The organism is Streptomyces sp. NPDC090045, from assembly GCF_044747975.1.
GTDB lineage: Bacteria > Actinomycetota > Actinomycetes > Streptomycetales > Streptomycetaceae > Streptomyces.
In genome coordinates, this window is record NZ_JBIVFA010000003.1 from 633,467 (window position 1) to 651,270 (window position 17,804).

Here is a 17,804-nt window from a genome sequence, read left to right on the forward strand (position 1 = left end):
GCTGGGTGCCTTCCCGCCAGGAGGTCCCGGCCGCATGAAGAACACCCGCCAACGCGACCGCGACGTGCCCGGGCCGCCGCCCACCCCGTGGGACGAGATCGCGCCCGGCCTGTGGATGGGCGGGCACTACTGGACCGACCCGGCCGGGGAGCTGCACCCCGTCGTGGTCGCGGACGAGTTCGACCTCGTGATCAGCCTCTTCGCCCGCACCGGGCACGGTCCCGGGCCGCGCGCCGAGCACGTCGTGGCGGAGATGCCCGACGCCGAACTGACCGCCGCCCAGCTCCGCACCGTCCAGCGCCTCGCACGCACCGCCGGACTCGCCCTCGACAGCGGCCTCACCGCACTGGTCCGCTGCCACTCGGGCTACAACCGGTCCGGTCTCGTCGTCGCCCAGTGCCTCGTCGACCGGGGCCTGGCGCCGGCCGAGGCCATTGCGCTCGTGCGCCGCCGGCGCTCCCCGTGGGCCCTGCACAACGAGGCCTTCACCTCCTACCTCGCCGCCGGACTCGACGCCGCGGCGCTGCTCGTCGGGCTGGACCCGCTGGCGTAGTCGAGGGCGCGGAGTGCGCAGGCGGGACGTACGGTGATGCCGATGTCACCGACCGTTGTCGGTCCGGCTGCGGAGGTACACGGATGCGTACGGTCCAAGGGGTCGCCCTGGACGGGCTGAGGGCCCGGGTGCGGGCCCTCGCCGAGCGGACCGGCCTGCCGGTGCGGTCCGCTCCCGCCGACGTGCGGGCAGCAGGATCCGGCGCCGCCCGCCGCCGCACCGGGCGCGCCGGTCGGCCGCCCCGGGGCGGGACGCCGCTCGCGGACCGGGGTCCGGCCGGGAAGGGGCTCGGCGCGGAAACCGCCGGGCGCCGGACATCCGTAAAAGAATCGTTTCAGCAGCCGGTTGCAGCCCCCTCGGAGCTCGCCACCCCCGCGATCCCCGCCATCCCCGGTGTCCTGCGCGGCCTTCTGGGCGGCCTCACCCCCGCGCGCCCGCTCCGCCGCCCCGGCGCCGTGCGCGCGTCCGCCGCCGCGCTGCGCTCCCTGCGCGCCCGGCACGGGGACGCGCCCGCCCTCGTACGCACCCGCTCCGGCCGGACGGTCCTCGTCCTCCTCGACCCGCAGGACCTGCGCCGGTTCTACGAGGAACCCGTCAGCGTCCTCGCGGCCGACCCGCCCGAGAAGTGCCGGGGCCTGGGCGCGGCGGAGCCCGACGGCACCGGCTGCTCCCGCGCCGAACCGCGTACGGAACGGCGGCAGATCAGCGCCGAGGTGCTGGCCGCCGGCGTGCCCGTGCACCCCTCCTGTGGGCCCTTCCTGGCGGCCGTCGCCGAAGAGGCCCGGCACCTGACCGCCACCGGCACCCTCGACCTCGCCCGCGCCCGGCACGCCGTCAACCGGGCCGCCCGGCGCATCGTGCTCGGCGACGCGGCCGCCGCGGACGAGGAGCTCGCCGGCTGGCTCACCCAGCTGCGCGCCGAGGGCAAGGGATTGCGCGGCGGCCGGGTGCGCTCCGCCCGTACGGTGCGGGACAAGGCGCGCGCCCGCATCCAGGAGTACGCCCGGCACGCCGACGGCGGCACCCTGGTCGGGCGGGCCGCCCGCCACGCCGACCCCACCGGAACCCTGGACACCGTGGGCGAGGCCGAGCACTGGCTCCTGGCCATGGGCGCCGTCCCCGACACCCTGCTGCGCACCCTCCTGCTGCTCGGCGCGCACCCCTCGGAGCAGGACGCGGCCGCGGCGGAGGCGGTCGCCGAAGCCGTGGACGGCCCCGGCCGGGGCGAACTGCCCAGGCTGCGGGCCTGCGTACGGGAGTCCCTGCGCCTGTACCCGGTGGTGCCCGACCTGATCCGCGTCACCCGCGCCGAGACCGAATGGCGGGGCGTGCGCTACCCGGCCGGCACCTCGGTGCTGCTGCCGGCCGCGTTCCACCAGCGTGACCCCGAACGGGTACCGGCCGCGCACGTGTTCGTGCCGGGACGGTGGAAGAACCCGCGTGCGGACCAGGACATCCGGATGGCCCCCTTCAGCCATGGCGGCGGCCGCTGCCCGGGCGACCAGCTCGGCCTGATGATCACGGCAGCGCTCTGCGCCGAGGTGCTGCGGGGCCATCGGATCGGGTCCGCCCGGCCGGTCCTGGACCCGGTGGGACCGCTGCCCGCGACGCTCGATCCGCACGGCATCCGGCTCACCCTCACCCGCCGCTGACGGCGCCGCACGCATCCGTCGCGGTCCTCCTCGTCGCCGCCCCGCTGCCCGACCCTGCAGGCCGCCCGCTTCCCGTAGCCCCGAACCTGCCGCCCCCGAACCTGCCGCCCCCCGAACCTTCCGAACTTGCCGAACCCCACGAGGATCCCATGCCCGACGCCGCGACCTCCGCGTCCACCGACCCGGACGTCGACCTGCTCGACGCCCCGTGCCGCACCCTCGCCGAGGCCGCCGACGCGGTCGGCGAAGCCGCCCGCTACGCCTCCGGCCTGGCACTCGGAGCCCGGCTGCCCGCGACCGCCCTCGCCCGCGGCGGCAGCGCCAGGCGCGGCTGGCGCACCCTGCTCCGTACGCTGACCGACCCGGCGGGCCTCGGCTGGGCCCCGCGCGGCCGCGGCGTGGCCCGGGCCGGCCGGCTCGCCGGAATCCTGACGAGCCGGGAGAGCCTCGCGATCAGCATCGCCGTCTGCGGACTGAGGGCCCGGATCCGGGCCGCGAGCGCGGGCCGTCCCGAGCTCCTGGACGATCCCGGTGCGGCGGCGGTCCTGCGGGCGGTCGGGGCGGGCCGGCAGGCCGAGGCGGTCCGCCTCTTCCGCACGATCATGCGCGACCAGGGGGCCGAGCACGCCTTCTCCCTGCTGGCCCCGTCCTTCGCGGACATCCTCGCCTGGAAGGCCCTGACCGACGCCAACCCCTTCAACGACCACGCCGGCTGGCAGGTCGCCACCGGCCGGGCCGAGACCGCCGAACCGCTGCTCGGACTGGGCGCCGCCTTCTGGGCCCTCTGCGACCGCGGCCAGGGCCTGCCCGAACGGCCCCCGACCGGGACCGCGCCCGCCCGCGGACCGGCCCGGCGCCGGGTCACCGGCCGGCCGCTCCGTCCGGCGCCGCGACCGCCGGACGGCGGCCTGCGCGGCCACGCCACCGTGCTGCGCACGCACGCGGCCCGGCTGAGCGGGGCGGCCGCCGCGCCGGACTGGCAGGGCCCGGAGGCCGAGGCGCTGCGCGCCGAGGTCACGAACCTCGCGACCCGTTGCGAGACGGCGGCCGACGGCCTCGCCCTCGCCGCCGCCCAACTGCAGGGCCGGCTAAAGGACCAGTGACAGCAGCAGGACGCAGCCCAGGCCGACCACCGAGATGATCGTCTCCATCACCGACCAGGTCTTCAGGGTCTGACCGACGGTCATCCCGAAGTACTCCTTGACCATCCAGAAGCCGGCGTCGTTGACGTGGCTGAAGAACAGCGAGCCCGACCCGATGGCGAGGACCAGCAGCGCGGTCTCCGTGGTGGACATGCCGGCCGCGAGTGGGGCCACGAGGCCGGCCGCCGAGATGGTGGCCACCGTCGCCGAGCCCGTCGCCAGGCGGATGGCCACGGCGATCAGCCAGGCGAGCAGCAGCGTCGGCACGGCCCAGTCCTTCGACAGGTCCAGGATCATCTGGCCCATGCCCACGTCGATCAGGGTCTGCTTGAAGCCGCCGCCCGCGCCCACGATCAGCAGGATGCCCGCGATCGGACCCAGGGACTTCTCCACCGTGACCGACAGCCGGTCCTTGGTGAAGCCGGCCGCCCGGCCGAGGGTGAACATGCCCACCAGTACCGCCGAGAGCAGCGCGATCAGCGGGGAGCCCGCGACGTCGGTCACGCGCTGCACCGGGTTGGCGGGATCGTTGACCACGATGTCGACCAGGGCCTTGACCAGCATCAGGGCCACCGGCAGCAGCACGGTGAAGACCGTCGCCCCGAACCGTGGGCGGTGCTCCACGTCGGCCGAAGGGCGCTGCGCGACCATGCGCTCCGGCGCCGGGATGTCCACCCAGCGCGCCGCGTACCGGGAGAAGAGCGGTCCGGCGATGATCACGGTCGGGATCGCGACGACCACACCGAGCGCGAGCGTGACCCCCAGGTTCGCGTGCAACGCGTCGATGGCGACGAGGGGTCCGGGGTGCGGGGGTATCAGCCCGTGCATCACGGACAGGCCGGCCAGCGCCGGGATGCCGATCCGCATCAGGGAGTAGTTCCCCCGCTTGGCGACCAGCAGCACCACCGGGATCAGCAGCACGATGCCGACCTCGAAGAAGAGCGGCAGCCCGATCACCGAGGCGATCAGCACCATCGCCCAGGGCATGGCCCGGCCCTTGGCCCGGGCGAGGATCGTGTCCACGATCTCGTCCGCGCCGCCCGAGTCCGCCAGCAGCCTGCCGAGGATCGCGCCGAGGGCGATCAGTACGCCGACGCCCGCGACCGTGGCGCCGAGACCGGCGGTGAAGCTGGCGATCGTCTTGGCCAACGGCGCGCCCGCGAAGACCCCGAGGGCCAGCGAGCCGACCGTCAGGGCGAGGAAGGCGTGCAGCTTGAGGCGCGTGATGAGCAGGACGATGACGGCGATGCCCGCGAGGACGGCGATCCCCAGCCGGGCGTTCCCGGCCGAGGTGATCGGACCGGTGGCGGCCGCTGCCAGTGTCTCGACACTGAGACTGGTCACGGTGACGTTCTTCCTTCTTCTGTTGTGCGTCAGTTCTCGGGGGTGCGGTGCGCGGGGGCGCCGTCCGGGGTGCCGTCTTCGGCCGTGCCGAGCCGGCGCAGGGCGGCCAGGGCGCGTTCGGTGATCTCTTCGGGGGATCCGGACACGTCGACGACGACGCCGAGTTCGTCCTCCTGGAGCGGTTCCAGGGTGGCGAACTGGGAGTCCAGCAGGGTGGTGGGCATGAAGTGGCCCTTGCGGTCGGCCATCCGCTTCTCGATCAGCGGGCGCTCACCGGTGAGGTGGACGAAGACCGCCCCGGGGGCCGCGGCACGCAGCCGGTCGCGGTAGACGCGCTTGAGCGAGGAGGCGGCGACCACGCCGCCGCGCAGCCCGGCGCAGTTGCGGATCCACTGGCCGATGGCGTCCAGCCACGGCCACCGGTCCGCATCGTCCAGGGGGGTGCCGGCCGACATCTTGGCGACGTTGGCCGCCGGGTGGAACGCGTCGCCTTCCGCGTACGGAATGCCGAGCGACGTCGCGAGCAACCGGCCCACGGTCGTCTTGCCCGTGCCGGCCACGCCCATCACCACAATGACGCGCTGGGTGCTCACGCCTACCTCGCTGTCCTCGTCGACATCGGTTCGTGCGGCACCACTGAAGCCCATTAAGTACTACTTATTCAAGGGTCGAGTGGCAAACATCGCATCTTTTGCCGGCGGTGGCGTCACCGTACGCTTACGCCATGACCACCGAAGGCAGTCCTGGGCAGGGGCTCCACTCCCACGTGCTGGACACCCTCGGCCTCGCGATCACGGCGGGGGAGTACCCGCCCGGCAGCGTCCTGCGCACGGACGAGATCGCCGAACGCTTCGACGCCTCCCGCACGGTGGTGCGCGAGGTCGTCCGCGTCCTGGAGTCGATGCACCTGGTCGAGTCCCGTCGCCGGGTCGGCGTCACGGTCCGCCCCACCGACGAGTGGAACGTCTACGACCCGCGGGTGATCCGCTGGCGGCTGGCGGGCACCGACCGGCCCCGGCAACTGCGCTCCCTCACCGTGCTGCGCTCCGCGATCGAGCCGGTCGCGGCCGGGCTCGCCGCGACGCTGGCCACGCCGGAGCAGTGCGCCGAACTCACCGAGGCGGCCCTCGGGATGGTCCGCACCTCGCGCGGCCACCAGCTCGAGGGCTACCTGCGCCACGACATCGCGTTCCACCGGGTCGTGCTGAACGCCTCCGGCAACGAGATGTTCGCCCGGCTCGGGGACGTCGTCGCGGAGGTCCTGACCGGACGCACCGAACACGCGGTGATGTTCCACGATCCCGACCCGGCTGCCGTCACCCTGCACGTCCAGGTGGCCGAGGCGGTACGGGAGGGAGACGCGGCCCGGGCGGAGGCGCTGACGCGGCAGATCGCGATGGGCGCACTGGAGGAGTTGGACGTACTGGCCCCGTAGGGCCCGCGGCTCGGCCGCCGGGTCTCCTCACTCGGCGCCGAGCCGGCCGCCGATCCATTCGAGAGCCGGCGGGATCTCACGGTTCCAGGTGTTGAAGCTGTGTCCCCCTCGGTCGAGCGTGATCGACGAGACGCGGGCCGGATCCTTCACCGCCTTGATGAACTGCTGGGTCGGTTTGTAGTTCGCCTCGCCCTGCAGGGAGGTCGTCACGAGGAACGAGGAGGCGCCCTGCGGCCGGTTGGCGAGATGCCACAGCAGGTCGGATCGTTTCTCCTCGTCCTTGTCGCCGTGGAAGAGGTCGCCGGAGTACTGGTCGATCTCCGGCTTGTAGTCCGCCGAGAGGCCCACCCCGGCCGCGTAGGTCTCCGGATGCTGCACCGTCATCTTCAGCGCGCAGTAGCCGCCGGTCGAATCGCCGATGATGCCCCAGCTCCGCGCCGAGGTGCCGGCGCGGTACGTGCTCGATATGGCCCGGGGGACGTCCGTACCGAAGAAGGTCTCGCTCTGCGGGCCGCCGCCGCGGACGTCGACGCACTGGGTGTTCTCGGCCGAGACGGTGGGCCGCATCATCACCAGGATCATCGGCTGCGTCTTCTTCTCCTTGGCCAGGGTCCAGGCCGTCTTCGGGTAGCGCAGCCCCTTCAGCAGGTTCTCCGCCGTGCCCGGGTAGCCCGTCAGGACCACGGCCGCGGGGAACCTCCGCTGCTCGTTGCCCTTCTGGAAGTACTCCGGGGGCAGGTACACGTAGGCCTGGGCGGCGCTCCTGGAACGCTCACCGTGCAGGGTCACCTTCTCGATCACACCGCTCACCAGCGGATTGCCACCGCCGGGCACGTTCGGGGCCTGCCGCCCCAGCACCTCCACGGCCACCCCGCCGCGCACGGCCTCCTGGCGCGCCCGTCCGGCCAGGTCCGCCCAGGAACCGTAGATCAGCAGGCTGCGGTTGGCCGCGAGGGCGACCGACGCGAACAGGAACGCCTGCACGAGGACGATCAGCCCGATGCGCCCCAGCACCCGTGTCCGGCTCCCCCGTGCCAGCCGAGGCCAGAGCCAGACGGTGACCGCGAAGGCCAGTGCCGTGCCCAGCACGGCACACAGGAGGAGTGCGCTACTTGTCAGACCCATGGATCAGCGGAACCCTCTGCGACGTCTCGGTCTGGACGCACCGGTCCAGAGCACCGCCAACCGGTGCGCATCAGGCTAGAGAGGTACCGGGGCCAAAGCGTTCCACCGGGCGGCCGGAGGCCCGCAAGGTCCCGCCGCCGAAGGGGCGTCGGCCCGGCATGCGCCCGGGGTGACCAGGTCACCCGCAGCCGCCGCATCCCCCTCCGCAGCCGCCATCGCCACCGCATCCACCGCCGCAGCCGCCCGAGGCGGAGTCCGGGCTCCGCGACTCCTTGCGTTCCCGCTCCCGCTCGCGCCTTCTCTCCTCGGCCAGGCGCGCCGCCTCCCGGACGGCCTCGCGGTACGAGCGGCCGGCCGGCTTCCAGCCGCCGAGCCCGGGCCGGCGGCGCGGCAGCAGGGTGGCGGCGGTGACGTACGGGACGAGGCGGGTGCCGCCCTCGTAGACGGCGCTCTCCAGGACGACCTCCGCCCCCTCGTACACGGCTCCGTAGACGACCGCCTCGAAGGGTTCCGCGCGGGCGTTGATGTCGTGGTGGTCCGCGCGCAGGGTCCGTTCGGAGCCGGAGAGGAGGATCCGCCCTCCGGTGAGGACGTCCCGGGCCTGCGGCCGTTGGGCGATCAGGGGCGGCCCGGCCGGGGTGTCGGCGTCCGGGTGGATCCAGTGGTGTCCGGTCGCGGAGATGCGTACGCCGACCAGGAGGGCGGGCTGGGGCCGGCTGCTGAGGCGGCGCGCGGCCCGGCGGCGTGCCAGGCCCCGGCCGAGCACGGTGGTACCGGGGACCAGCAGCACCAGGGCGAGCAGTTGCAGGCCCCACGGGTCGTACGGGTGCGTGCTGCCCGAAGCGCGCACTTCCAGGAGGGCGCCGCCGGCGAGGGCCGCGGCGGCCCCGAGGCAGCACGCGGAGCCGAGGCCGATCGCCGTCCGCCCGCGGCGCCGGTGTGCGGCCGGCAGCGGGTCGTGCAGCGGGAAACGGGCGGATCCGGCGGCGGCCAGGGCGAGTTCGCGCTGGCGTCGGCGGGCGTGGAGGCGGGCCAGCGACCCGGCGAACGCCCACGCTGCGAGGGCGAGGACCAGGCCGCGGCCGGTCCCGCCCACCGCGTCGGCGGAGACGGGAAGCGCGAGGGCGGCGTCCGCCGCGATGACGGGTGTGGCCAGCAGGGCGGCCACGGGCAGGTGGCGGAACCAGACCGGCAGCGCGATCAGCAGGACGCCCAGGGCGTAGCCGCGCCAGTCCTCGCCGCGCCCGGGTTCCGCGTCGCCGAGGGCGGTCAGGACGATCGAGAGGAGGACCAGAGCGCCCAGGAGCCGGCTTCCCGCGACGGGTGCGAACGCCGCCGGGACGCGGGCGCGGAGCCAGCGCTGGGCGTCCCCGACGCCCCACGCCGCGACCCCGCCCTCCGGTATCCCGGCGGTCGGCAGGTGCTTGACGTAGTCGGTCACGGCGCCAGTATGGGAGCGCCGTGCCGCGGCCCAGAAGGGGCGGCCGCGCCACGGAATCGCTACGGCCGCTTTGCCGGCCGACGGCAGGGTCGACGGCGGGGCCGACGGCCGGGGTGGGTCTCGGGGTCAGGCGTCGAGCACGGCGAGTTCCAGCTCGGCGAGGCGCTCCGGCTCCGCGACGACGTCGATCTCGGTGATCAGGCCCTCCTCGATGGTGAAGCGGAGCACCAGGAACAGTCGTCCCAGCGGTGCCATCGCCAGTTCGACCACACCGTTGACCAGGGCCGGCTGCGTGGACCGCGCCCGCTGCATCGCGGCCATCGCGCCCTTGGCGACGGTGACGGCGCCGCTGAAGAACTGGGGTGCGGGGGTGGGGCCGACGGCCCGGTCGGCGCGGAGCACCACGTCGGGGTGGAGCAGCGCCACCAGTGCGTCGAAGTTCCCGCCGCGGGTGGCGGCCAGGAAGGCGTCGACGACGCTGCGCCGGCGGCTCAGATCGGCTTCGGGCAGCAGCGGGGCCCCCTTGATCCGGCGGCGGGCGCGGCTCGCGAGCTGGCGGGTCGCGGCCGGGGTCTTCTCGACCAGCGGGGCGATCTCGTCGAAGGGCACGGCGAACAGGTCGTGCAGGACGAACGCCAGCCGCTCGGCCGGCGCGAGCGTGTCGAGCACCACCAGCAGGGCCAGCCCGACGGAGTCGGCCAGTACGGCCTCCTCCTCCGGGTCGACCGTGTCCTCACGGCTGACGGCGGGGTCGGTGGGGTAGGCCTCGATGGAGTCCTCGCGCCGGGAGTCGCGCGAGCGCAGCATGTTGAGGCACACGCGCGACACGACCGTGGTCAGCCAGCCTCCGAGGTTCTCGACGTCGCCGATGTCGGAGCGGTTGAGGCGTATCCACGCCTCCTGCACGGCGTCCTCGGCCTCGGCGAGCGAGCCGAGCATCCGGTAGGACACCGCTCTCAGGTGAGAGCGGTGCTCTTCGAACTGCTCGGTCAAGCCGGAAGTGTCGTCCACGGGTCGCATTCCTCCCTCACAGCGGATCCTCAAAATAGATCACGAAGAAATCGACCCGGTGAGGGGGGAGTTGGGGACCGGCCCGGGAACCGGCCCGCCGGGACCGGCCGGGGCGGGCGGCGGCGACGTCCGCCGCTGCTGGATAATGGCGCCGAACAGCAGAAGCACCGAAGACGCCGGGGACACGTGGTGGCCCGGCAGGAGAGGAAGCCCCCGATGGAAGCGCAGCACTTCGAGCGGATCACCGCGTTCATCGAGGCACGGCTCACCCCCCTGTTCGACGCCGAGACGGGCAGCGAGTACGGCTTCGGCATGGACGACACCTCCCGTGCGCTGCGCGCGCTGCGCAACTCCGTCCTGGAGGCGTCCGCCGTCAAGGGCCTCATCGAGCAGCGGGCCACGGCCGAGCCGGCCACGCGCCGCGTCATCGACCAGTCGGTCGAGCACAACTGGGACGTGCTGCGCGGCATCGCCCGCCAGTGGGAGGACCACGCCGACTTCCGCCACGAGTTCAAGCACCACGCGTGGGAGCTCGACCACCACCACGCCGCCGCGGACGCCTGAGCCCCTGCGCCCTCACCCCGGCGGCGTGCGGATCGCGCGTGCGGCGATGGCCGAGCGCAGGCGCGCCGCCGCGGCCGCCGCCTCCTGCGGCGACGGCGACAGCACACCGTGCTCGGTCATCAGGGCGTGGAACTGCTGCCGCTCGTACGGCACTCCGGGCGGCAGCGCCGCGATGTGCCAGTGGAGGTGGGCGTTCCCCTGCCGGCTGCCCAGGGAGTAGAGGTAGGTCCGCTCGGACGGGAAGACCTCCTCGACCGCGAGGGCGACCTCCCGCACGACGAGCATGATCCGGGTGTAGGCCGCCGCGTCCAGATCACGGACGGCGTGCTCGACGTGCGCCTTCGGCGCCACCAGGACCTTCCCGGGGAGCGTGGGCCACCGGTCGAGGAAGGCCACGTGGTGCTCGTCCTCGAAGACCGTCTCGTGCGCGTACTCCGGGTCCCCGGCGAGGAACGCGCAGACGAAACAGGGCCCGCTGCGCGTCCGCTCGACGTACCACCCGAGATCCATGGCCCCGCGTTCCACCGGATCCGGCTCCGGCGCGGCTTCCGCGGACAACGGCTAGCCCGCCGTCTTGCGCGGGGTGGTCTGCTGGACCGCCCAGCCGTTGCCATCCGGGTCCGAGAAGTAGACGAAGGAGCCCCACGGCAGGTCCTGGATCTCCGTCACCTCGACACCCCGGCCGCGCAGGTCCTCGTACGCCTCCTCGATGTCGGTGACGACGACCTGCATGTTGTCCAGCGATCCCGGAGTCATCCGGGTCAGCCCCTTGCCGATCGCGATCGAACAGGCCGAGCCCGGCGGGGTCAGCTGCACGAAGCGGATGTCCTCGCTGACCGTGACGTCGTGGTCGGCGTTGAAACCGAGCTTCTCGTAGAAGGCCTTGGCGCGGTCGACATCGGTGACGGGGACGGCTACCAGTTCGAGTTTGATGTCCATCACAGCATCATGCTCCCGGCACCGGTGCCGTGCCGTCCGTGGCCAGGTCGGCAGGCGTGTCCGCCGCCGCGAACTGGGTGCGGTACAGCTCCTCGTACCGGCCGCCCGCCGCCAGCAGCCCGGTGTGTGTGCCCCGTTCCACGATCCGGCCCTCCTCGACCACCAGGATCAGGTCCGCCGCCTGTACGGTCGACAGCCGGTGCGCGATCACCACCGCGGTCCGGCCCGCCAGGGCCTCGCCCAGCGCCTCCTGCACCGCCGCCTCCGAGGTGGAGTCCAGGTGCGCGGTGGCCTCGTCGAGGATCACCACCCGCTGCCGGGCCAGCAGCAGTCGCGCGATGGTCAGCCGCTGCCGTTCCCCGCCCGAGAGACGGTAGCCGCGCTCCCCGACCACCGTGTCCAGCCCGTCCGGCAGCGAGGCGACGAGCCCGTCGAGGCGCGAGCGCCGCAGGGCCTCCCAGATCTCGTCCTCGGCGGCCTCCGGGCGGGCCAGCAGCAGGTTGGCCCGTACCGACTCGTGGAAGAGGTGCCCGTCCTGGGTGACCATGCCGAGCGTCTCGCGGATCGAGTCGGCCGTCAGGTCCCGTACGTCGATCCCGCCGAGGCGCACCGTGCCCGCGTCGGCGTCGTACAGCCGCGGCAGCAGCTGCGCGATGGTCGACTTGCCGGCGCCGGAGGAGCCGACCAGGGCGATCATCTGGCCGGGTTCGGCGCGGAAGGACACCTCGTGCAGCACCTGCGTACCGCCCCGGGCGTCGAGGGCGGCGACCTCCTCCAGGGAGGCGAGCGAGACCTTGTCGGCGGAGGGGTAGCCGAAGGAGACGCGGTCGAACTCCACGGCCACCGGACCCTCCGGCACCCGGCGGGCGTCCGGCTTCTGCGCGATGAGCGGCTTCAGGTCGAGGATCTCGAAGACCCGCTCGAAGCTCACCATGGCGCTCATCACCTCGACGCGGGCGCCGGCGAGCGCGGTCAGCGGGGCGTACAGCCGGGTCAGGAGCAGGGCGAGGGCGACGACGGAGCCGGCGTCCAGGGAACCGCGCAGGGCGTAGAACCCGCCGAGCCCGTAGACGAGCGCGAGGGCCAGGGCCGAGACGAGGGTGAGGGCCGTGATGAAGGCCGACTGGGCCATCGCCGTACGGATCCCGATGTCCCGCACCCGCGCCGCCCGGGCCGCGAACTCCGCGGACTCGTCGGCGGGCCGTCCGAACAGTTTGACCAGCGTCGCGCCGGGGGCGGAGAACCGCTCGGTCATCTGGGTGCCCATCGCGGCGTTCAGCGCGGAGGCCTCCCGCTGCATCGCCGCCATCCGCGCCCCCATCCGGCGGGCCGGCAGCACGAACACCGGGAGCAGCACCAGCGCCAGCAGCGTGATCTGCCAGGAGATGCTCAGCATCACGGTGAGGGTCAGGAGCAGAGTCACCGTGTTGGCGACCACCCCCGACAGGGTGTTGCTGAAGGCCCGTTGGGCGCCGATCACGTCGTTGTTCAGCCGGCTGACCAGGGCCCCGGTCCGGGTGCGGGTGAAGAAGGCGACCGGCATCCGCTGCACGTGGTCGAAGACCGCCGTCCGCAGATCCAGGATCAGCCCCTCGCCGAGGGTGGCGGAGAGCCGGCGGGTCAGCAGCCCCAGCCCGGCCTCCGCGACCGCGATCAGCGCGATGAGCAGGGCGAGCCGGGTGACTGCGGTACTGTCCCGGCCGTCGACGATGGCGGTGACGACCCGGCTGGCGAGCACCGGGGTGGCCACCGCCAGCAGCGCGGTCACCACGCTCAGCAGGAGGAAGAGGGTGAGCCCGCGGCGGTGCGGGCGGGCGAAGGCGGCGACGCGGCGCAGGCCGGCCCGGGAGAGCGGGCGGCGGTCCTGCTGGGCGTTGATCGCACTGTGCAGCGAGGTCCAGGCGGTGACTTCCATGTCCATGACCCGAACGCTAGGACCTCAACTTAACCTGAGGTCAAGGGTTCGGTGTCGGACCGCCCGCAGGTGTCGCCAACTCCTGCTCGTACGAAGGATTTTCGCCTTCCCCGCCCGCTGTCGGTGCCCGGTGGCATCATCGGTTTATGACGCAGGGATCCGAGTCCGTACGCTTCGGCAAGCGAACCGCCGACACCGTCCTGCAGCGCTTCGAGCAGTGGGCCCGCGACACTCCCGGAGCCCATGCCCTCATCGCGGGCGCCGAGAGCCTCACCTACGGGCAACTGGACGAGCGGGCCGGCCGGCTGGCGCAGCGTCTGCTCGCCTCCGGCCTGCCGCCCGGCGGCCTGGTCGCCATCGGCACCGCCCGGCAGGCCGAACTGGTCGTCGCCCTCCTCGCCACCCTCAAGGCCGGCGGGACGTACGCCGTCGTCGACACCGAGACGCCGCGCACCGGGCAGGGCCAGCTCACCGTGGCCGAGCCCTTCGTGCTGCTCACCACGCTTGCCCACCGGGCCGCTCTCGACAACGGCAGCGGGGTGAAGGTGATCCGGCTCGGCGCGGAGGCCGCGTCGATCGCCGGACAGCGGGGGGAGCAGCCCGCGGACCGACCCTCCGGGCAGGCTGCCGACGAGCCCTCCGACCAGTTCGCCGACCAGACTTCAGGACAGCCCTCGGCGCAGGCGGCCGCGTCGCCGCCGCCCCCGGCGCCCGGCCGTACCGCGGCCCTCCTGTTCACCGGGGCGGCCGAGCCGCGCGCCGTCCCCGTCAGCCACGGTCTGCTGCTCGCCGCCCACGACAGCTGGGCCGAGGTGGCCCGGCTCACCCCGGCGGACCGGCACCTGATCACGGCCGGGACGGACGTCACCGCCTTCGCCGCGGGCTGGACCCGGGCCCTGTGCTCGGGCGGCGCGCTCGTCCTTCCCCGGCGGTCCCCCTGGAAGCCCGAGGACATCCGCGCGGCGGTCGGCACCGAGCACGTCACCGTGCTGCACACCGACCCGGCCACCGCCCTCGAACTCCTGAAGGGGGAAGACGAACCGGGCACCGCCTTCCGGTCCCTGCGGCTGCTCGCCGTCTCGGGCGACCGGCTCTACCTCGACGACCAGGCGGCCCTGCAGGTCCTGCTCCGGCCCGGCGCACGGGTGCTCAACGTCTACGGGCTCGCGGAGAGCGCGGGCATCGGCACCTGGTTCGAACTGCCGCAGCTGCCCCGCCCGCTCGACGACTTGGAAGAGCTCTCCCTGCTCGGCACCCCCTTCCCGGGCTGCCGCGCAGAGGTGCACGACGGGCAGATCCGCCTCACCCCGCCCGGGGCCGGCGATGCGATACCCACCGGTGACCTGGGCGTGCTCCGCGACGACGGGCTGCTGGAGTTCGGCGGCCGGCTGGGGGACCGCATCACCCTCCCCGGCGGGCGCTCCGTCGACGCCCACCCGATCGAGTCCGCGATCCGTAGTCACGAGGGCATCGGCTCGGTGATCGTGAAGGGGGTCGAGAGCGCGCGCGGCCCGCGCCGCCTCGTCGCCTACGTCGCCCCGCCCACCAGAGGTTCCACGTCGTCCCGGGTCCCCCCGCTGCCGGACATCGAGGAACTGCGCGAGCACCTGGCGGGGAAGGTGCCCCGGGAGGAGACCCCGCGCACCGTGATCCGGCTGCGCGCCCTGCCCCGCAACCGGGCCGGCCAGGAGGACCGGGCCGCCCTGCCGCTGCCCATCCTGCCCGCCGCTGCGGCGAAGGCGGGCGTCGGGAGCACGTCCGGGAAGTACGGAGGCGCCCCGAGCGGCGAGGGACTCTCGCCCTCCTGTGCGGGCGGCTGCGGGGGAGTCGGCCTGGGCTTCGTCGCCCTGGCCCTCACGAGCCTCCTCTGGCCCGGATCCACCGACCTCACCGGGGTGCCGCAGCCCTGGGCGTTCCTCTTCTCCGTCCTCTACCTGTTCGAGTGCGCCGCCTTCGGAGTCGGGGTGGTCTTCCTCCTCGGGGGCCGCGCGCGGATGCGGAGCCGGGGCCGCGGACGTCGCATCACCGCGGCCGCCCATCTGGCGGTGTCCTACCTCCTGCTGGCCTGGTGGCCGCAGGACAACCTCTACCGGCTGGCCGCCAAGCAGGACTGGCCGCGGCAGGCCGCGCTCGTCTACACCTTCAACATCCCCCTGATGATCGCGGGAGCCGTCGTCGCCGCCTACCTCGTCGCGAAACCGGCCGATCCCTTCGACTTCGACGAGGACGAGGACGAGGACGACTGACCGATCAGGCCCCGACGGCCGGCGGGGCTACCGGGTGGGTCGGGCGGGTCGGGCGGCGAACGCGGTGAACTCCGCCCCGACCGCCCGGGCTCCGGCCCGTACCAGGGCCTCGGCCGCGTCCAGCGTCTCCCCGCTGTGCGCGGCCACCAGCACGCCCAGCCACGGCGCGGGCTCGAACGCCCCCGTCGGGATCGCCGGGACGAAGACCGCCCCGAGCTCCGCACAGCCCCGTGCCAGGGCCGCGCACAACTCGTCCAGCTGCGCCTCGGGCAGCCGCGCGCTGAGCTCCACCCGGTCGGCGATCCGTACGAGGTGCCCCGCGCCCCGCAGCGCGTCGAGCCGGGCCGCCACTATGAAGGCGACGGACGGCCCCGTCAGCCGCAGGTTCGTCTCCGTCGGAGCGAGCCGGCCGGCGCCGTCGGCGACGAAGTCCACGTCGAACCAGCCCCGGTAGCCGGACTCGGCGAGCTCCCGGCCCACCGCAGCCCCGAAGGCGGCGAGCGGCTTCTCCGCCCACGCGGGCACCACTCCGGGACCCACCGTGGCGCCCTGGTAGCAGCCGTCCCTCACGTCCATCACCGCCCCGCCGACCTCGTGCACCCGGCCCGCCCCGTCCACGAAGCCGTCGTAGGTGAGGTCCCGCGGGCCGTCGGCCTCGGCCGGCCCGGCCACGTACTCCTCCACCAGCAGCGGCCCGCGCGGCAGCCGCCGCAGTACGGCGCGGGCCCCGCCCGCGGCCCGGACCCGATCGGGGGTGACCACCGTGGTGCCCGAACCCCCGACGCCGTGCTCCGATTTCAGAACACTGCTCTCGCCGGCCCTGGTCCGGGCCGCCAGCAGCCGGACCGCCGCCCACCGGCCGGCGGCCCGCCACTGAGCGGGAAGCACGATCCCGGGATGTCCGCCGTCCGCCAGGATCCGCCCGAACAGCGCGTGCGCCGCGGACTTCGACTCGTAGCGCAGCTCCCCGGCCCGCCACGGCCGGTCCGCGAGCCGCCCGAACGGCCGGGTGCGCCCCCACGGTACGAGGGGCAGCCCGGCCCCGGTCAGCAGCGCGGCCAGCGCGGGCCGGGCCCGTACGGCCTCGCACAGCCCGGGATCCCCTTCCGCCAGGCCGTCGTACACCTCGACCCCCGACCAGCCCAGCTGGCGGCAGACCAGCTCGGTCCACCCCTTCGGGACGGGCCGGGGCAGGACCAGGGCCGCCGGGGCCGGGCTGTAGAAGGCGGCCAGGCAGGCGTAGTGGTGTGCGGCCGACTGCTCGCGGTCCAGGGAGGCGTCGGCGAACTGGGCGTTGAACTCCGCCACGTTGCCCACGTGCACGGCCCGCCCGCCGCCGGTCCACGCCCGCGCCCAGTCGGCGAGCGGGACGGGAGCCGCCTCGAACCGCACCAGGGCCGAGGCCGCCGGGGCCGCCGAGGCCGATGCGTCCGCCGGGGCCGCCGTGTCCGCCGGGCCGGTCACCGCCACCGCCCCCATCGCCCGGTAGAACCCGGCGGCGTGCGGATCGGCGTCGATCACCAGCCTGCGCACCCCCAGTTCCACGGCCCGGCGCAGGACGTCCCGGTACAGCAGCCGCCCCACGCCCTGCCCGATGGCCGACGGCTCGACGAAGAGCAGCCCCAGCGCCGCCAGCGGGGGAGACCCCTCCAGGGAGGCCAGCCCGAGGACCGTCCCCCGCTCGTTCTCGGCCACGACGATCCGGCGGGACGTCACCTCGTCCGGCCGGATCCGCAGTTCCGGCGCGCACGCGGCGAGGAAGCCGGCGTCGTACCCCCAGTGGGCCTTGGACCGCATGACCAGCTCGGTCAGAGCCTCCGCCTCGGCCGCCCGCGCGGCCCTGACCTTTGCCATTTCCTGACCTCCCCATGGTCCGTCGGAGGGCCGTGCGATAGATTCGGCCTCTCCACGGCACATACTTTCCCACCCACGCGGAGACAGGCTTCTCAATGAGCGACATCATCAACGGACTTGGCCGCACCAGCGCCTACGGCGCCCTCGGCCTGGTCCTGCTGATCCTCGGCATCGTCCTCGTGGACGTGCTGACGCCCGGGAAGCTTCCGAAGCAGATCTGGGAGGAGCGCAACCGCAACGCGGCCCTCTTCCTCAGCTCCGCGCTCCTCGGCATCGGCGGCATCGTCTTCACCTCGATCTGGACGACGTACGAGGACTTCGGCAAGGGCCTGGCGTCGACCGCGGCCTTCGGCGTACTCGGCCTGATCCTGATGGCGGTGGCCTTCCTGGTGCTCGACCTGGTGACCCCGGGCAAGCTCGGCGCCATCGTCGTCGACCCGGAACCCCACCCGGCGGTCTGGGTCTCCTCCGCCTGCAACCTGGCCGTGGCCGCGATCGTCGCCGCCTCGATCGCTTGACGCGGAGCACCTGTACACGACGAGAGCGCCGCTCCCTCCGGGGAGCGGCGCTCTCGTCATTCGTA

The 17,804-nt window shown here is 73.9% G+C and carries 16 protein-coding genes; 7 read left to right on the forward strand and 9 right to left on the reverse strand.

The window, feature by feature from the left end; translation table 11 throughout:
• Positions 1–34: 34 nt before the first annotated feature.
• From ACIPYQ_RS11850 to ACIPYQ_RS11860, 3 genes are all read left to right on the forward strand, one after another.
• Positions 35–553 carry a protein phosphatase gene (locus tag ACIPYQ_RS11850; protein WP_361763239.1) on the forward strand — a complete coding sequence of 173 codons (519 nt, stop codon included), beginning with the start codon at positions 35–37 and terminating at the stop codon, positions 551–553.
• Positions 554–636: 83 nt separating this feature from the next.
• Positions 637–2,205, forward strand: coding sequence for a cytochrome P450 (locus tag ACIPYQ_RS11855; protein WP_401249118.1), 1,569 nt, complete (start codon positions 637–639; stop codon positions 2,203–2,205).
• A gap of 149 nt (positions 2,206–2,354) precedes the next feature.
• Complete coding sequence (locus tag ACIPYQ_RS11860; RefSeq protein ID WP_401249121.1) at positions 2,355–3,308, forward strand: hypothetical protein; 954 nt, start codon at positions 2,355–2,357, stop codon at positions 3,306–3,308.
• Here ACIPYQ_RS11860 and ACIPYQ_RS11865 read toward each other — a convergent pair.
• Positions 3,294–4,691, reverse strand: coding sequence for a gluconate:H+ symporter (locus ACIPYQ_RS11865; protein ID WP_361763248.1), 1,398 nt, complete (start codon positions 4,689–4,691; stop codon positions 3,294–3,296). The genes ACIPYQ_RS11860 and ACIPYQ_RS11865 overlap by 15 nt on opposite strands.
• A 29-nt stretch (positions 4,692–4,720) precedes the next feature.
• Positions 4,721–5,284 carry a gluconokinase gene (locus ACIPYQ_RS11870; protein ID WP_401249125.1) on the reverse strand — a complete coding sequence of 188 codons (564 nt, stop codon included), beginning with the start codon at positions 5,282–5,284 and terminating at the stop codon, positions 4,721–4,723.
• Between the two features lie 131 nt (positions 5,285–5,415).
• On the opposite strand from ACIPYQ_RS11870, the gene ACIPYQ_RS11875 reads away from it, so the two are divergent.
• Entirely contained in the window at positions 5,416–6,126 is a 711-nt protein-coding gene (locus ACIPYQ_RS11875) for an FCD domain-containing protein (protein WP_362241508.1), read from the forward strand.
• Between the two features lie 27 nt (positions 6,127–6,153).
• Here the strand turns inward: ACIPYQ_RS11875 and ACIPYQ_RS11880 are convergent, their stop codons facing one another.
• From ACIPYQ_RS11880 to ACIPYQ_RS11890, 3 genes are all read right to left on the reverse strand, one after another.
• Positions 6,154–7,251, reverse strand: coding sequence for an alpha/beta hydrolase (locus ACIPYQ_RS11880; RefSeq protein WP_401249129.1), 1,098 nt, complete (start codon positions 7,249–7,251; stop codon positions 6,154–6,156).
• 178 nt (positions 7,252–7,429) lie between these two features.
• Positions 7,430–8,692: a hypothetical protein gene (locus ACIPYQ_RS11885; protein WP_401249132.1), complete on the reverse strand. Its 1,263-nt coding sequence runs from the start codon at positions 8,690–8,692 to the stop codon at positions 7,430–7,432.
• Positions 8,693–8,818: 126 nt separating this feature from the next.
• Entirely contained in the window at positions 8,819–9,712 is an 894-nt protein-coding gene (locus tag ACIPYQ_RS11890; protein WP_401249135.1) for a sigma-70 family RNA polymerase sigma factor, read from the reverse strand.
• Between the two features lie 207 nt (positions 9,713–9,919).
• On the opposite strand from ACIPYQ_RS11890, the gene ACIPYQ_RS11895 reads away from it, so the two are divergent.
• A complete protein-coding gene (locus ACIPYQ_RS11895; protein WP_361768592.1) occupies positions 9,920–10,267 on the forward strand; it encodes a hypothetical protein in 348 nt (115 codons plus the stop codon).
• A 12-nt stretch (positions 10,268–10,279) separates the two neighbouring features.
• Here ACIPYQ_RS11895 and ACIPYQ_RS11900 read toward each other — a convergent pair whose 3' ends face one another.
• Genes ACIPYQ_RS11900 through ACIPYQ_RS11910 form a run of 3 tightly spaced genes read right to left on the reverse strand, consistent with a single transcriptional unit; the run spans position 10,280 to position 13,127 of the window.
• Positions 10,280–10,777, reverse strand: a complete 498-nt coding sequence (locus ACIPYQ_RS11900) for an HIT family protein (RefSeq protein ID WP_401249138.1) — start codon at positions 10,775–10,777, stop codon at positions 10,280–10,282.
• A 51-nt stretch (positions 10,778–10,828) separates the two neighbouring features.
• On the reverse strand, positions 10,829–11,206 hold the full coding sequence (locus ACIPYQ_RS11905; RefSeq protein WP_030721658.1) for a VOC family protein: 378 nt from the start codon (positions 11,204–11,206) through the stop codon (positions 10,829–10,831).
• A gap of 7 nt (positions 11,207–11,213) precedes the next feature.
• On the reverse strand, positions 11,214–13,127 hold the full coding sequence (locus ACIPYQ_RS11910; protein ID WP_401249142.1) for an ABC transporter ATP-binding protein: 1,914 nt from the start codon (positions 13,125–13,127) through the stop codon (positions 11,214–11,216).
• A 140-nt stretch (positions 13,128–13,267) separates the two neighbouring features.
• Here ACIPYQ_RS11910 and ACIPYQ_RS11915 point away from each other — a divergent pair, with 140 nt between their 5' ends.
• Positions 13,268–15,367, forward strand: a complete 2,100-nt coding sequence (locus ACIPYQ_RS11915) for an AMP-binding protein (RefSeq protein WP_401249145.1) — start codon at positions 13,268–13,270, stop codon at positions 15,365–15,367.
• A 27-nt stretch (positions 15,368–15,394) separates the two neighbouring features.
• Here ACIPYQ_RS11915 and ACIPYQ_RS11920 read toward each other — a convergent pair whose 3' ends face one another.
• Positions 15,395–17,221 carry a GNAT family N-acetyltransferase gene (locus ACIPYQ_RS11920; protein WP_401249148.1) on the reverse strand — a complete coding sequence of 609 codons (1,827 nt, stop codon included), beginning with the start codon at positions 17,219–17,221 and terminating at the stop codon, positions 15,395–15,397.
• A gap of 95 nt (positions 17,222–17,316) precedes the next feature.
• Between ACIPYQ_RS11920 and ACIPYQ_RS11925 the strand changes: the two genes are divergently transcribed.
• Entirely contained in the window at positions 17,317–17,739 is a 423-nt protein-coding gene (locus tag ACIPYQ_RS11925) for a DUF350 domain-containing protein (protein ID WP_361768602.1), read from the forward strand.
• The last annotated feature ends 65 nt before the right edge of the window (positions 17,740–17,804 follow it).

Bases quoted from the DNA above. Each gene is read 5' to 3' on its own strand.
- ACIPYQ_RS11905 (WP_030721658.1), bottom strand. From the start codon at position 11,206: ATGGACATCAAACTCGAACTGGTAGCCGTCCCCGTCACCGATGTCGAC.
- ACIPYQ_RS11850 (WP_361763239.1), top strand. From the start codon at position 35: ATGAAGAACACCCGCCAACGCGACCGCGACGTGCCCGGGCCGCCGCCC.
- ACIPYQ_RS11900 (WP_401249138.1), bottom strand. From the start codon at position 10,777: ATGGATCTCGGGTGGTACGTCGAGCGGACGCGCAGCGGGCCCTGTTTC.
- ACIPYQ_RS11925 (WP_361768602.1), top strand. From the start codon at position 17,317: ATGAGCGACATCATCAACGGACTTGGCCGCACCAGCGCCTACGGCGCC.
- ACIPYQ_RS11860 (WP_401249121.1), top strand. From the start codon at position 2,355: ATGCCCGACGCCGCGACCTCCGCGTCCACCGACCCGGACGTCGACCTG.
- ACIPYQ_RS11910 (WP_401249142.1), bottom strand. From the start codon at position 13,127: ATGGACATGGAAGTCACCGCCTGGACCTCGCTGCACAGTGCGATCAAC.
- ACIPYQ_RS11880 (WP_401249129.1), bottom strand. From the start codon at position 7,251: ATGGGTCTGACAAGTAGCGCACTCCTCCTGTGTGCCGTGCTGGGCACG.
- ACIPYQ_RS11890 (WP_401249135.1), bottom strand. From the start codon at position 9,712: ATGCGACCCGTGGACGACACTTCCGGCTTGACCGAGCAGTTCGAAGAG.
- ACIPYQ_RS11875 (WP_362241508.1), top strand. From the start codon at position 5,416: ATGACCACCGAAGGCAGTCCTGGGCAGGGGCTCCACTCCCACGTGCTG.
- ACIPYQ_RS11915 (WP_401249145.1), top strand. From the start codon at position 13,268: ATGACGCAGGGATCCGAGTCCGTACGCTTCGGCAAGCGAACCGCCGAC.
- ACIPYQ_RS11895 (WP_361768592.1), top strand. From the start codon at position 9,920: ATGGAAGCGCAGCACTTCGAGCGGATCACCGCGTTCATCGAGGCACGG.
- ACIPYQ_RS11855 (WP_401249118.1), top strand. From the start codon at position 637: ATGCGTACGGTCCAAGGGGTCGCCCTGGACGGGCTGAGGGCCCGGGTG.
- ACIPYQ_RS11920 (WP_401249148.1), bottom strand. From the start codon at position 17,221: ATGGCAAAGGTCAGGGCCGCGCGGGCGGCCGAGGCGGAGGCTCTGACC.